Raw genomic sequence first — 16085 nt, 5'->3', positions numbered from 1 at the left:
GGGTGAAATTATGGAAAACTATCAATAATGAAATAAAATTAACAATCCTTTGCATTCTAGCTATATTATTTATTGCAGCAATATATATTCCTAATGCTAAAATTCCTGGAACAACAGTAGATGAATTTGGATACTTATTTAATGCGGCGACATTAGTTGGATGGGATTGGAAAGAGCTTATGCAATACCATCCGTATTACGGAATGGGGATGGGGATTTTATGGTTTCCTCTATTTTGGCTTTTATATAAAACACCAGAAGTTTTATACCAATCAATAGTATGTTTAAATTTTGTCTTTATTATCTTTAGCTTTTGTTTATCAAAATATTGTTCAAAGAAACTGTTTCCAAAATGGAAAAATGAACTAAGGGTTCTTGCATGTTTTGCTATAACATTTTATCCAAGCAACTTTTTTTATTCACAAGCTGCACTATCTGAAACTTTCTTATATTTTTTATTCTGGTTACTGGTTGCTTTAATAATTAAAACATTAGAGTCTCAAAGAGTAATTTGGGCTTTTTTATTAGGAATCATAGCCTCTTATATGGTTTTAGTACATTTAAGAACAATAGGTATTGCTGTATGTGTTGGTTGTTTAATACTTTTCCTTGGAATTAAAAAAATTATATCATGGAAAAAAGTTCTTGTATTCATGGCAATTTGTGTTATAGGAATCATTATATGGTATTCTATGAAACAGTTGTATTTTGCTAATCTTGGTGGAAAGAATGATATCAATACAATAAATACCGAAATATCCATATTGGGAATGATTTATAGTATGCTTTTTAATATTCCTACGTTAGTTAAGGGAATTTTAGGTAGGTTTTTTTATTTTTTTGTATCGGGCAATATATTTTTTATGTTTGGATTTGGAATACTTATTCGTGATACATATTTTTACTTTTTTAGAAAAGACATTGCTAAAAAAGAACAAACCAGAGGAATTATAGCTGTATTTTTACTGGTTACGTTTTTTATTAATTTGGTTGCATTTTCTACACAGACTCTTCATGATATTACACGTGTAGATATGGCTGTCTATGGCAGATATTTAGACAATATGATAGGCCCTATTTTACTTTTTGGCATATATTTTGTAACTACTAAAAAAAATTGGAAGAAAAATATTAGTGTTTATATTTTATTTGTTATTCTATTATTGCCAATTGTTTTGTATAGAATGGAAGAAGCAGAGACCAGTACTTTTGCTATTGATAGTGCTGTTGCATTTGGCGCCTTTTTCAAATATGACACGAGTCAATATTCTATATATCTATCTTTGCTAAAACTGGTCCTTATAGTGATTTTATTTGCATTAGCTATATATTTCATATGCAGATTTTTTTCTAAATATAAGAAACTTAATTGTAGGATAGTAAGTGGAATATATATATGTTTGCTAATGTTCTATTGGGGATATCTTGGATATGGTTCTATAACTCAATACAATGCAGAAAGAAGTAACATATATACAGCATATGAAAATATAAAAGATGTAGTAGAAAAAGAAGAATGTTCGGATTTAATATACATTAGGCATACTGATCTGTATGGTACAAAAGCTAAATATCTTCAATTTTTATTATCAGATATATCTATTCAAGTTGTAAATTATGAAGACTTTTTAATAAATGATATACAAGAAAATACATTAATTATATGTAATGCAGGCGATGATATTAGCCCTATTTTAGGAGATGATTATCATAAAGTGTGGGATGAAACATTAGACATTTATAGTTTGAATTAGTATAAACGAAAATAATAATATGAGGTGGAATACATGAAGGTACCATTTGTATCATTTGAAAAAATGCATTCGGAAATCAAAGAAGAGATATTTAACAAATTTCAGGAGGTATATGATAAGAACTGGTTCATTCAAGGTGAAGAAGATGCAGCTTTTGAGAATGAATTTGCTGAGTTTTGTGGAACTCAATACTGCGTTGGATGTGGGACAGGATTAGATGCGATTTTTTTAATATTAAAAGCTATGGGCATTGGTCCTGGGGATGAAGTAATAGTACCATCTAATACGTTTATTGCAACTGCATTAGCTGTTTCATATGCAGGTGCAACTCCCGTTTTGGTAGAGCCTAAAATTGACACATGTACGATTGATCCTGCTAAAATTGAAGAGAAAATTACAGACAAAACTAGGGCAATTATTGCAGTACATTTATATGGACGTGCGGCTGAAATGGATGAGATTACAGCTATTGCGGATAAATATAATTTGAAAGTGCTTGAGGATGCTGCTCAGGCCCACGGAGCACTGTATAAAGGCAGGAAAGTTGGTTCTCTGGGTTATGCGGCGGCATTTAGCTTTTATCCAGGAAAAAATTTAGGAGCATTAGGCGATGGTGGAGCAGTTACAACAAATGATGCGGAATTAGCAGAAAAAATAAGGATGCTTGGTAACTATGGCTCAAAAATCAAATATCATCATGAATATCAGGGAAATAATTCCAGACTGGATGAGATGCAGGCAGCTTTCTTAAGAATTAAATTAAAAAATCTGGAAAAATGGAATAAAGATAGAAATAGAATTGCAGATAAGTATTTGAAAGAGATTAATAATCCTTTTATAACAACCCCTTTACCATGTGATGAGGAGCACTATAATGTATGGCATTTGTTTGTTGTACAATCAGATGAAAGAGATGCGTTGGAACAATATCTAAATAATAAAGGAATTGGAACTACAAAACACTATCCGATTCCGATACATAAACAAAAAGCATATAGTCACGAGACGCTTTCCAAAGAGTCTCTGCCGGTGGCAGAAAAATTAGCTTCCTCTGTATTGAGTATTCCTATGTATTATGGAATGACAGACGAAGAAATTGACTATGTAATCGAAACCTTAAATAGATTTAGAGTCTAGGAGGAAAAGTTATGCTGCGCAGGTTAAAAGAAAAAGATGTTCCTTATATGCTTGAATGGATGCATGATCCAGATATTAACAGTATATTTAGTGTGGATTTTGCATCTTTTACAGAAAAAATGGCACGAGAATTTGTAGAGCAGAGTTTTTGTGCAGAAAATCAGCATTTTGCAGTTGTAAATAATCAGGACGAATATCAGGGAACTATAAGTTTAAAGAATATTTCAGGGAAAGACCATAATGCTGAATATGCAGTCGTTTTTCGGAAGCAAGCACATGGCACGGGTATTTCCAGTGTGGCGACAAAAGAAATTTTGGAGTATGCATTTAATGATTTAAAGTTAGAGCGTGTTTACTTGAATGTGTTAGAAGAAAATCACCGAGCAAGAGCATTTTATAAAAAAATGGGCTTTATAGAAGAAGGGATTTTTAGAAAGCATAAATGTATTAATGGGAAATTCCAAGATTTATATTGGTTTGGAATACTGAAAGAGTCTTTTATAAATAAGGATTGATCGAATGAGTCGTTTTAAACTTTTTTTGGAAAATATATTGGTATACGGACTTGGAGGGGTAATTAGTAAAGCAGTTCCCTTGTTAATGCTGCCGATTATTACACGTTTAATGCCGGATACATTCTACTTCGGACTGAACGATATATCTACAACGATAGTTTCTTTTGGCTCTGCTATTGCAGTAATGGGAATGTATGATGCTATGTTTCGGCTATTTTTTGACAGTGAAGACGAAGCGTATAGAAAAACGATTTGTTCTACAACCTTAGCATTTACAATGGGGTTGTCTATTCTGGTATTTTGTATATTGATAATATTTAGAGAAACATGGGCTCAAATATTTTTTTCAGACAGAAAGTATACAAATCTTTTGGTGTTGTCTGCAATGAGTATTCTGATAGGAGCGACCAATTCAATAGTATCAGCACCTACGAGGATGAGAAACCAAAGAAAGGTATTTCTTGTAACAAATACTCTTAGCCCTATTATATCGTATGCTATTTCAATACCACTTTTAGTCAAAGGGATGTATGTGATAGCACTTCCTTTAGCGGCGGTTGTATCGGCATTAACTATAGAAATAATATTTGCAATATTAAATCACAGTTGGTTTTCAATTAAACGCGTAAACTTTTCATATCTCAGACCTTTACTGGCAATAGCGATACCATTGTTCCCTAATTTTTTAGTATACTGGGTTTTCAATTCTTGCGACCGATTGATGATTTCTCAAATGCTTGGAATGGATTATAATGGTATTTATGCTATCGGAGGAAAAGTGGGACAAGTCAGTCAGTTGATTTATACTGCTTTTGCAGGAGGGTGGCAGTTTTTTGCTTTCTCAACCATGAAGGATAAGGATCAGGTTGATATGACCTCTCATATTTTTGAATATTTAGCAGCGATTGCATTCGGAGCAGGAATATTGATGGCAGCGTGCAGTAAGACAATTTTTAGAATCCTTTTTACCGGTGATTACGTTCAAGGATATACAGTGGCACCATACTTGTTTCTAGCACCACTTATGCTTATGCTTTTCCAGGTTATCGTTAATCAGTTTATCGTAATTAAAAAAACATGGTATAATTTATTGGCGTTAGTTATTGGAGCCTTGGTTAATGTGGTACTTAATTATATTTTAATTCCTTTAATTGGAATAGAAGGTGCTGCTATAGGTACTTTAGTGGGATATATAGTTTCAATTGTGATTACTGCAACAATACTAATAAGAATGGGATTGCTAAGAATAAGCTATAAATTCTATGTTTTGTCCTTTAGCCTTCTTGCATATTTCTTATTATGGAGATTTGCAATGAGGGATTTATTGTTGATTCCTTTAGCTATAGCAATTTTTATATTAGTTGAGTATTGCTTTTTATTTAGAAAGGATATAAAGCAATTAATTAAGAATAAGTGATGAAATAAAAATATTTGTTTTATCGATTAGGGGGAGAGCTGGTGATAAGAAGAAATAAAATAGTTTTGGCTATTTTGAGTTTAATAATGTTAATTTCTATTAGCTTATTGTCGTCAAAAGCTATACATGCGGCAACACCTCAGGTAACTTACCAGACCCACGTCCAAGACTACGGCTGGCAGGATTGGCGTTCTGACGGAGCTATGAGCGGTACATCTGGAGAATGCAAACGTTTGGAAGGAATTCGCATACAACTTTCTAACCAGCAGTACTCAGGAGGAATTGAGTATCAGACACATGTACAGGACTATGGTTGGCAGGGATATGTAGGAAATGGCGCAGTAGCAGGAACCACAGGAGAATGTAAAAGACTGGAAGCTATTCAGATTCGCCTTACAGGAGAAATGGCTGAACACTATGATGTGTACTATAGGGTACATGCAGAGGAATTTGGCTGGCTGGCATGGACAAAGAATGGCAAGAGCGCCGGAACTTCTGGATTCAGCTATCGCTTGGAAGGCATAGAAATACGAATAATCCCTAAAGGCGACCCGGCTCCGGGGAATACATATGGCTCATATAAACAGCCAAGCCTGCAGTATACCACTCATGTACAGGACTACGGTTGGCAGGCATCAGCTTCAGATGATCAGCTCAGTGGAACTTCCGGTGAGGGAAAACGTTTGGAGGGCATAAAGATTCAGTTAGTGAACCAAAAGTATTCTGGTGGGATTGAATATCGGACCCATGTGCAGGAAGATGGATGGCAGGGATTTGTCAGCGATGGAGAGCTGGCAGGTACTTCCGGAGAATGTAAACGTCTGGAGGCTATACAAATTCGTCTGACCGGGGATATATCCAATTATTTGGATGTGTATTATCGGGTCCATGTTCAGAATATCGGCTGGCAGGACTGGGTGAAAAATGGGGAGACTGCAGGAACGGAAGGTCTCAGTTACCGATTGGAAGCTATAGAAATCAAACTGGTTTCTAAAGGAAATGAGCCATGGATCACCAGCCTGGAAGCTTCTCAAAGTAGTTCCCAGATTATTGTAGTGTCAGCTTATAATATCAATTATGCGACGGTTACTATGTATACCAAATATGGAAGCAGCTGGAGTGAAAATTTCTCTGTAACAGGAAGATTAGGCTCCCAGGGAATCCAAAAGGAAAAAGAGGGAGATAAAAAGACTCCGTCAGGTATTTATGCGCTGCATACTCCATTTGGAATAAAAGCGGACCCTGGATGTCCTCAGGGATATCTACAGGTTAATAAAAACCATTATTGGAGTGGAGAGCCAGAGCAATATTATAATAAATTGGTAGATGCTTCTGTTGCTCCGGACTATCGGCAAGGCGGCGGAGAACACTTGATTGATTATCCTGGTGTTTATAATTATTGTGTTGCTGTAGATTATAATCCGGAATGTATCGTAGGAAAAGGCAGTGCGATTTTTCTACACTGTCAGGGAGCAGGTACTACGGCAGGCTGTATTTCTATTCCGGAAAGTAATATGATCACGGTGCTTCAAAATCTAAGAAGTGATGCAAAGATTATCATTGATTATGAAGCTAATCTTGGTCTATATTAAGCACAAATAAAGAAAAGGAAAAAAGATGAAGAAAAAGAGAATCAAAAAACTAATAGCTATGCTTACCCTGACCGGATTTATGGCGGGAAGCGTTGTACTGGGTCCTGTTCAGGGGTATGCAGCAGTATCAGAGGCAAATGATAATTCAACCGATACGGCAGAAAGTATTGATGAGAGTCAGTTAAAGGAAAACAGCTGGCGTTATAAAGACGGTGAAAGAATTTATGAAGAAGGGCCGGGCGTGTTTTCAAGATCAGCTGTATCAAATGCTTGGGAGAAAGTAAACGGTCAGTATGTGAACAGCAGAGGAGAAGTCATTGAAGGGGCTACTCTGAAGGGAATTGATGTAAGTGAGCATAATGGTAAAATTGACTGGGCAAAAGTAAAGGCAGACGGAATAGACTTTGCAATTATCAGATGCGGATATGGACAGGATCAGACCAATCAGGATGATGATACATGGGAATATAATGTATCAGAGTGTGAGCGCTTGGGAATACCATATGGTGTATATCTGTATTCTTACGCGACTTCACCGGATCGTGCCCAGGGAGAAGCGGAACATGTGCTGCGTCTTTTAGAGGGGCATAATCCTTCTTATCCAGTTTACTACGATTTGGAAGAGAATTCACAATTAAATATGACAAAAGCGCAGCTAGGGCAGCTTGCTGCAAATTTTTGCAATATCATATCCAATGCCGGTTATGAAGTAGGTATTTACTCAAATACAAACTGGTGGACAAACTACCTGACAGACAGTGCTTTTAATAATCCCAACTGGTCAAAATGGGTGGCGCAGTATAATTACAGATGTACATATACTGGCTCTTATGATATCTGGCAATGTTCATCTACAGGCAAGGTGGACGGAATCACTGGTAATGTAGATCTTAACTTCTTTATTGATAAGAATAATACAGGGGTATACAGTAATCCAAGAGTAAGCTATCAGTCTTATGTAGAAGGTATCGGCTGGCAGTCCAGCGTTCAGGATGGAAACATCAGCGGAACAGAAGGCAAGTCCAGACAGCTTGAAGGGATGATGATCTCTTTACAGAGACAGGGAAATATCAGCGGAAATATTGAATATCGCTCCCATCTGCAGAGCAGCGGCTGGGAATCTTCATGGAAGAAGAACGGTGAAGCCAGCGGTGCAGCTGGCGAGGGAAGGCGTATAGAAGCAATTCAGATTCGTCTGACCGGAGACATGGCCAATCAATATGATATTTATTATCGAGTACATGCACAGGATTATGGCTGGCTTGGATGGACAAAAAATGGGCTGTCTGCAGGAAGTACAGGCTGCAGCAAATATATTCAGGCAGTGCAGGTGAAACTGGTAGCTAAGGGAGGAAGTGCTCCAGGTTCTATGGAGAATTCCTATAGAGAGCCGGCTATACAATATACTACCCACGTACAGGATTATGGCTGGCAGGAATATGTAGTAGATGGCGCTATGGCTGGTACTTCAGGAGAAAGCAAGAGACTGGAAGGAATTCGGATACAGCTTGCAAATCAGAAATATTCTGGCGGAATTCGTTACAGCACCCATGTCCAGGACTACGGCTGGCAGGGATTTGTAGAAAATAACCAGACTGCAGGAACTACGGGAGAGTTAAAACGCTTGGAGGCCATTAAGATTGAATTGACCGGAGATATGGCCAATCACTATGATATATATTATCGTGTACATGCACAGACTTTCGGCTGGCTTGGCTGGGCGAAAAATGGAGAAGAGGCAGGTACCAGCGGCTATTCTTACAGGTTGGAAGGAATCCAGATTCAGCTGGTAGAAAAAGGAGGCGCAGCGCCGGGAAGTACGGAAGGCGCTTATCGTCAGCCGAATTTACAGTATAGCACGCAAGTGCAGGACTATGGCTGGCAAACTTATGTAACCGATGGACAGATGGCCGGAACCTCAGGAGAAAGCAAAAGATTAGAAGGAATCAGAATACGGCTTGCAAATCAGCAGTATTCCGGCAGCATCCAATATCGTACCCATGTCCAGGACTATGGCTGGCAGAACTTTGTGGGAAATGATGCAATATCGGGAACTGTTGGAGAAATGAAGCGCCTGGAAGCTATCCAAATTGAATTGACTGGAGACATGGCAAATCATTTTGATATTTATTATCGGGTACATGCAGAAACCTACGGCTGGCTTGGCTGGGCGAAAAATGGAGAAGAAGCAGGTACCAGCGGTTTGTCTAAGAGATTGGAAGGCATAGAAATCCAGCTTGTAGCAAAAGGCGCGTCAGCGCCAGGAAGTACGGCAAATGCTTATGTGACACAATAATTAAGGAACAGATGCCCTGGAATTGGAGATATAATATCTTCGATTCTTAGGGCATTTTTATGAAATTTAGAAGATAAGAGATAATTATAGCGACAGGAAAGCCAGATTATATCTTGCAATTTGTATGCCTTTTTCATACAATGAAATTATTCGGTATTGAAATTTGTAGGTAATCTAAGATAAGGGAGGCGCTGTTTTGGAAAATATTTATATTTCAAATTTGAAAATAGATCATGTGAGACATCTGAACAATATTACGATACCCCTATCGAGGGAAAAAATAAAACATTTAATTTTTACAGGAAAAAATGGAAGTGGAAAAACCAGTGTTTTAGAAGCATTGTCTGGCCATTTAAATGAATTAGTAATTTCTGATAATCAGAAGCTTTATGAAGATAATTTACAGTTTTTTGAAAAAAGATTAAAGGAACTACAGGCGTGTGGAGAAAAAAATGCAGAGCTTCTGGAAGCAGAGAAAAATGTTGAATATTATACCAAAGAATTAGAGCGTATGAAAAACGGGGTATCCCTGGAATTTAATCAACCGTCAAATGTTTTGAGATACTACTTTGAAAAAGGGGAACTTATCCTGGCTTACTATAAAGCAGACAGAATATTCAAAGCGGATGCCCCCAAGCATGTGGAAAAGGTAGAGTTAAAAGATAATTATGCTTTATCAGAAACTCCCAGAGAAGTATTTGCAAAATATCTGTTGGATCTGAAAGTAACAGAAGCCCTAGCTAGGAATAACGGAAAGGTTGAAAAAGCAAATGAGATCAAATCCTGGTTCGATAAATTTCAAGATTTGCTGAGAAAGGTTTTTGATGATCCTTCTTTGAAATTAGTTTTCGAAGAGGATACATTCTCCTTTTATATTCAAGAGAAAGACAAGGAACCTTTTAGCATCAATGAAATGTCCAGCGGTTTCGCAGCAGTGCTGGATATTGTATTAGATATTATTGTCCGTATGGAAAAGAAAACGAAAAGGACATTTAATTTTACTATACCTGGGATAGTATTAGTAGATGAAATAGAAACACATCTTCATCTTGAACTGCAGAAAAACGTCTTAGGACTATTAACAACAATATTCCCTAATATACAATTTATTATGTCCACACACTCTCCTTTTATATTAAACAGTATTGAGAACGCAGTGATATATGATTTAGAAAAAAAGATTTTAGTGGAAAATGGACTGTCGGATGTTCCATATGGAGGTATCGTAGAAGGATATTTTAATGCAAGTGAAATGTCTGCAACTCTGGAAAAAAAGTTTGAAAGATATAAAGAATTAGTAAATAAGAAAGATCTGACAGATGATGATTTTGAAGAAATTACAGAATTAGAGATGTTTTTAGATGAAATTCCAGATTATTTAGCTTTAAATTTAACAACAGAATATCAGCGGCTGAAAATGGAACTTGAAAACAGGGAGGATATCTGATGGTAAAAATAGAAAGATCCTTTCCGGCACCTGAATCTTTAGCGGTTGAGGCTAAAAAATTATCTGGCAGTTACTCAAAACCAGATGTAATTGAAAAATTGAAAGCGGATTTTCATAATAAATGCTATATTTGTGAGCTTAAAGATTTACAAGATCCAGAAGTAGAGCACTTATTGCCGCATAAAAATGGAAAGTACCCGGAGAGAAAATTTGATTGGAACAATCTTTTCTGGGTTTGCGGGCACTGTAACAAAGTGAAAAATCAGGAAAAATATGATGAGGGAATTATGGACTGCTGTAAACAGGATCCTGAGATGTATATTAATTTTGAACTGCAGGCCCGAGACGTTTGTGTAAAGGCTAAAGACTCCGGTGATCAGACTGCTGTGCTGACAGCTTCACTCATTCAGGAAGTATTTAATATTAAAAATACAGGAATGCGAACATATAAAAGTGACATGAGATTTCAGGAATTAAATAAAGAAATGAATGTTTTATATGATAATCTGGAAGAGATGAAACGGCATCCAGATTCCAGAATCGTATTACGAAAGTTAAAGGCTTTGCTTAGAAGGGAGTCAAAATTTGCAGCTTTTAAGAGAAATTACATAAGAGACAATGCTCAGCAATTTCCACAGTTATTAGATTATCTGGTCTGATATGCTGTCCATAATGCAGATGCATGAAAAAGGCTATATTTCGAGATTTATAAATGTATTTCTTCCGTCAGCCTATGTGGGCTGGCGGTATTTGTGCATCTGAGATTTTGAAGATGATAGAAAGGTGCAAATAATTGAAAACAAGGTGGAGAAGAAAAATGCATAGAGAGAAAAATGTACACTTCAGATATTACGGTATACCAGCAGTTATTATGTTGATCAGCGTTATTATCCTTATAGCATTTTTTAGTGAAAAGGTATTTCCTTTTGGTGACAAGATACTGATCTATAATGATATGCAATATCAGTATTTAGATTTTTTTATTTGGTTTCGGAATATGCTTCATGGAGAAGACTCATTGCTGTATTCTTTCAATATGGGGATGGGAGGCAGTACGATTACTTTACTGGCATATTATCTTGCATCACCCCTCAATATTCTAAGCTATTTTGTTGAGCCGGAACATATGGCAGAATTTCTCACATTACTGATCCCTTTAAAACTAATATTATGCGGTATTATGGCATACATATACTTAGAAAAAAGATTTGCAGTGCTGCCGTTTTTTGAAGTCATCATGGCAGTAAGTTATGGCCTTATGGGCTATAATGTTCTTCAATGTACAAATATTATGTGGCTGGATGGAGTTATGACATTGCCATTGATCGCTTTGGGGATTTATAGACTTGTATGGGAAAGAAAGTCTGCCGTCTATTTCTTTGCTCTTGCTTACGGGATAATTTCAAATTGGTATATTGGATATATGCTTTGCATTTTTGCAGTCATATATCTGATATTTGAACTGGTCCTTTTTTATGGAGATAAACGTGCGCTGGATTTAAAACATTTGATAAAGAAAGTTATTGGATTTGGGATAGATTCAATTCTGGCTGTAGGGGCTTCCTGTTTTCTGTTTCTTCCCCAGACATTGCAGATGAGCAGAAATGGAGAGGGATTTGACTTCTCTATTTTTACCCCAATTTTCGGGTTTTCTTTTTTAGACGGCTTTAGAGATTTGTTTTTGGAGGGGGACAAACTTACATGGAGTGAAATGAGCCCGCCCATTTATATAGGAAGCTTTGTACTGATCCTGGTAGTTTTATTCTTTTTATCTGAAAAAGTAAGTCTGCTGAAAAAATCCTTAGGAGCATTTTTTCTATTGGGAATGATGTTTGTGTTCTGTTTTAGACCTTTGAATTATATTTTTACAGCCTTTAAAATTCCATCTTCCCATACTTACAGATATGCATTTATATTTTCCTTTTTTATGATTGTGGTTGCTGCCATGTGCTTAGCAGAAATCTATGAACATTTGGGGGATAATATAAAAAAAGGGCTTTTGATTCTTTTGACAGGGCTATGTTTGCTTGATTATGTTAAGCCATACTCTAATAGAGAGATGGCGTATCTAAGCGGAATTATTGTATTTCTCATTGGTGCGGCATTGATAATGCTGGATACGAAAAGAAAAAGAATGTGTGTTTTTGCATTCGCTATCATAATATGCTGCAACATTACTGAGTTTTCACAAAAACTCCAAATGGAATTTTCTACCTATACAAATAGCAAAGAAGCGTATGCCAATTACAATGAAACAATACAAACATCTGTAAATACGATAAAAGAAAATGACAGTAGTTTCTACCGCATAGATAAAACCTTTACTCGCCCAGTTAGTGGAGGCTGTAATAATGAGTCTATGGCGTTTGGATACAGCAGCATATCAAATTATAGTTCTGCTAATAATGTAAAAGCTGCACAGCTGATGAAAAATATAGGATATACAGGTGATACGACGCTGGTAACTTATACACCGATTTTGGCCATGGATGCATTAATGGGAGTAAAATATATTTATTCGGATAAAGATATTCCAGGCTGCAATCTAGTTGGAAATACAGAAGCGGATGGTATGGGGATCTACGAAAATCCATATGCGCTGTCCTTAGCTTATGAAATTGCAGATGCAGCTGAGACAGTTGAATTTGGTACCAATGCCTTGGAAAATCAGGAACTTTTATATGAAACAATCTTAGGAAAGGAGATAGAGCTTTATAGCTGGGGAGAAAATACTGTAAAAGATTCAGATTATAACAGCTACATCGAATGGAATGTTGCGGTCAACAAAAGTGGTCCCCTATATGTGTATTTTTCAAATGGACAAGACGGAATGACTCTGTATGTGAATGGAGAATATATATCGAGTAATACATGGTATAACAATCAAGTTGAATATTTGGGAAATTATCAGCAGGGCGATGTAGTCACAGTGAGAATAGAGACTGGCGGGCATGCATTTGCTGAAGATTATGGTATTCATACGGGTACTTTAAACATGAACGTTTTTGAAGAGGCTATTCAAAAGCTGAAAACGAATGGGCTGGATATTACCAGTATGGAAGATGGATTAATTTCTGCCGTATCAGACAGCAGTGACGAAAGGGAAATCCTTTTGACAATTCCATATGAAGAAGGATGGACCATAGAGATAAACGGTGAATCTCAAACTTATCATAAAGCATTGGATGCTTTTATCGGAATTGAGATACCGAAGGGAAAATGTGAGATCGAGATGCATTATACGGTTCCTGGACTAAAACTAGGATTCATTATTACATTGATAAGCCTTCTAGTCTTTTTGGGAAAAAGAAAAATAGGCATATTTAAAGCAGATAAGGAGAAGATTGCTGAACAGGTGGAATCTGCGAAAAGACTTGAATAAAAGAATATCGAATGATATAGTTATTATGAATTTTTAGTGTGAATAGAAAAGAGAAAGATTATGTTATCTATTGTATTACCATCTTATAATGAATCGGGCAACATCAAAAATGCCTACATAGAAATTAAAAAGGTCTTATCACAGGCTAAAATTCCCTTTGAGCTTGTCTATGTTAATGACGGCTCAAAAGATGATACATGGACCAGGATTGAAGAAATAATAGAACAGGGAAAAGCGGAACTGGAGCAGAGCCGGGTAAAGGGAGTAAGCTTTTCCAGAAACTTTGGCAAGGAGGCGGCTATACTGGCTGGGCTTGCCAACGCCTCCGGAGAGGCTTGTGTAGTGATGGACTGTGATATGCAGCATCCCCCGGAAACTCTTGTGGAAATGTATCGTTTATGGCAGGAGGGATATGAAGTTGTAGAAGGAGTGAAGCGGACTAGAGGAAAAGAAAGCCTGGTTTATAAATCCAGTGCAAAACTTTTTTACCGTTTAATGACAAAGGCAACGGGAATTGACATGTCCAGAGCTTCTGATTTCAAGCTGATGGACAGGAAAGTAGTAAAAAGTATTCTTAGTATGCCGGAGAGAAATATGTTCTTCCGCGGCTTGTCATCCTGGGTGGGCTATAAGAAAACAGAAGTGGAATTTGATGTAAGAGAAAGAGAGTTCGGTACATCTAAGTGGTCTAAATGGTCGCTGGTAAAATATGCAGTAAAAAATATCGCGGCTTTTTCTACCGTACCTATGCAGTTTGTGACTGTTGCAGGCGGACTGACCTTCATAGGAGCCTTAATTTTAGGAATACAGACTTTGATAAGATATTTTACTGGACATGCAGTGCAGGGATTTACCACAGTGATTTTGCTGCTTCTGATCATTGGCAGTGTGATCATGACAAGCCTGGGAATTATGGGCTATTATCTGGCAAAGATTTATGAAGAGGTAAAGCGGAGACCGGTTTATATCATCTCTGAGGTAAAGGAGAGCTGAATACATGGAACCCTTGAAAGAAGAAAGATATAAAAAAATCCGGATACTAATATTGTTTCTGCTGATGAACCTGTGTTTTTATGGTATTTTTTCCGTGGAGCATTTTGCAGCAGATACTTATGTTTCTGAAAATGTGGGCTGGGCAGATACAGCAGCGTTATATTTTAGTAATGGACGCTGGCTGATGACTCTGATCTGCCTGTTTTCTGGTTTTTTTCATATCAGTTTTGCGGTGGAGAAGACCCTTTCCTGGGCTATGGCCATTATTTTTCTGTCTCTGGCAGAGCTTGTAATATATGGATTGCTGAAAAAAAGGACCAGGATTGAGGAAAAATATAATTTGTCTTGGCTGCTAATGATCTTTTCCTCTTTCATGATGATTTCTAACTTGTTTGTCCTTGAATACTTTATCTTTCCAGAGTATACAGGTGCTATCTGCTTGGGAATTTTTTTCAACATTCTTGAAGTAAAGTTCGTGTTGAAATTTCTGGAAGGGGGAATCTGGAAAAGCTTTGTTTTAGGGGTTTTTCTTGGCACAATAGGAATGATGGGGCATCAGGGGGCCTTTGGAATTACAGCGGTATTGCTGATTTTGCTGGCAAAAGATACCTTTGCAAATGTGAAGATGTTTGTAAAAAATACAGTTGTGATCGGCGGAGCATATCTTATTCCCTGTGTGGCAAATGTGATTTTGACAAAGCTGGCAGGTTCCGCTCGTGTAGCGGGAAAACTGCAGATTCTGGAGTCTTTAAAGGCTGCTGTAGGGCAGATAGCTGATCTGCTGATGACTACGGCTAATTTCATGCCTAAATATGTATATTTTGTTATGTGCATAATTGCAGGAGGGGCAGTTTTAGTTTTGGTCATTATGAAGAAAGATATAAAAAGACTGCTCCATGTATTTTATGTGGCTGTAGTTTTTTTACTGGCGGTAATTTCACCTTTTCTGATGACGGAAGCTGTGTATATCAGTGTGGTGCCAAGAACAGTATATGTTATGGGAGCCGGTATGGGAATCATTTTGATTCTGTATTTACTGCTGGAAGATAAAAGCAGGATCAGAATTTATGCGGCAGCCGGTTATGCGGTGTTGTTTCTTGGGATACAATATTTTAACACTTGTCAGATGGAGACAAGTCACTATGTCTCGGTAGGCATTGACTACTATGATGTAAATTATATTGCTCAGCAAGTCTGGATTTATGAAAATGACACAGGCAATCAGATTAACAGAATATGCATCTATACTGATGACTGCCCTCTGGGAATTTATTATGGGCTCACCGGATACGGTGCGATTAATGAAAGGGTTATGTCTAATACCTGGGCGGCCGGCAATGTGTACAAACGTTTTACGGGTACAGATTATATAATAGAGGAAGGAGATCCTCAGGTATACGAGCAGTATTTTAAAGGAAAAAACTGGCATTATTTAGATGATGAACAGATTGTATTTATTGGGGATACGCTCCATTTATGTTTATACTAAAAGGGAACTGCACCATGGAAAAAATTATATTTGCAGAGAAACCAATGTACGGGAGAGAGAAAG

At 37.0% G+C, this 16085-nt stretch carries 11 protein-coding genes; all 11 read left to right on the top strand.

Translation table 11 applies throughout. From position 1 onward, the window contains the following. Positions 1-2 precede the first annotated feature (2 nt). The 11 genes from B5G00_RS03890 (at position 3) to B5G00_RS03840 (ending at position 16022) form a co-directional block, all read left to right on the top strand. Positions 3-1754: a hypothetical protein gene (locus B5G00_RS03890; RefSeq protein ID WP_087268796.1), complete on the top strand. Its 1752-nt coding sequence runs from the start codon at positions 3-5 to the stop codon at positions 1752-1754. Between the two features lie 33 nt (positions 1755-1787). Then, the gene (locus tag B5G00_RS03885; protein ID WP_087268794.1) at positions 1788-2891 is read left to right on the top strand and encodes a DegT/DnrJ/EryC1/StrS family aminotransferase; all 1104 of its coding nucleotides are present in this window, start codon (positions 1788-1790) and stop codon (positions 2889-2891) included. Positions 2892-2902: 11 nt separating this feature from the next. Then, complete coding sequence (locus B5G00_RS03880; protein ID WP_087268791.1) at positions 2903-3406, top strand: GNAT family N-acetyltransferase; 504 nt, start codon at positions 2903-2905, stop codon at positions 3404-3406. Between the two features lie 4 nt (positions 3407-3410). Then, positions 3411-4823, top strand: coding sequence for a lipopolysaccharide biosynthesis protein (locus tag B5G00_RS03875; protein ID WP_087268788.1), 1413 nt, complete (start codon positions 3411-3413; stop codon positions 4821-4823). An 86-nt stretch (positions 4824-4909) separates the two neighbouring features. Then, entirely contained in the window at positions 4910-6415 is a 1506-nt protein-coding gene (locus B5G00_RS03870) for a L,D-transpeptidase family protein (RefSeq protein ID WP_087268784.1), read from the top strand. Positions 6416-6440: 25 nt separating this feature from the next. Continuing rightward, on the top strand, positions 6441-8711 hold the full coding sequence (locus B5G00_RS03865) for a GH25 family lysozyme (protein WP_087268781.1): 2271 nt from the start codon (positions 6441-6443) through the stop codon (positions 8709-8711). Between the two features lie 196 nt (positions 8712-8907). Beyond that, on the top strand, positions 8908-10158 hold the full coding sequence (locus B5G00_RS03860) for an AAA family ATPase (protein WP_087268778.1): 1251 nt from the start codon (positions 8908-8910) through the stop codon (positions 10156-10158). Further along, positions 10158-10817 carry a hypothetical protein gene (locus B5G00_RS19240; RefSeq protein ID WP_087268775.1) on the top strand — a complete coding sequence of 220 codons (660 nt, stop codon included), beginning with the start codon at positions 10158-10160 and terminating at the stop codon, positions 10815-10817. The genes B5G00_RS03860 and B5G00_RS19240 overlap by 1 nt, the downstream gene beginning before the upstream one ends. Before the next feature lie 158 nt (positions 10818-10975). Beyond that, on the top strand, positions 10976-13540 hold the full coding sequence (locus B5G00_RS03850; RefSeq protein ID WP_087268772.1) for a YfhO family protein: 2565 nt from the start codon (positions 10976-10978) through the stop codon (positions 13538-13540). 60 nt (positions 13541-13600) lie between these two features. After that, positions 13601-14533, top strand: a complete 933-nt coding sequence (locus B5G00_RS03845) for a glycosyltransferase family 2 protein (RefSeq protein WP_087268769.1) — start codon at positions 13601-13603, stop codon at positions 14531-14533. A gap of 4 nt (positions 14534-14537) precedes the next feature. Continuing rightward, entirely contained in the window at positions 14538-16022 is a 1485-nt protein-coding gene (locus B5G00_RS03840) for a glucosyltransferase domain-containing protein (RefSeq protein WP_087268766.1), read from the top strand. Positions 16023-16085: the final 63 nt, after the last annotated feature.

Source organism: Blautia sp. An46 (genome assembly GCF_002161645.1).
GTDB lineage: Bacteria > Bacillota > Clostridia > Lachnospirales > Lachnospiraceae > Blautia > Blautia ornithocaccae.
The sequence above is the reverse complement of the archived record's forward strand: the minus strand, read 5'-3'. Positions and strand labels throughout refer to the sequence as shown.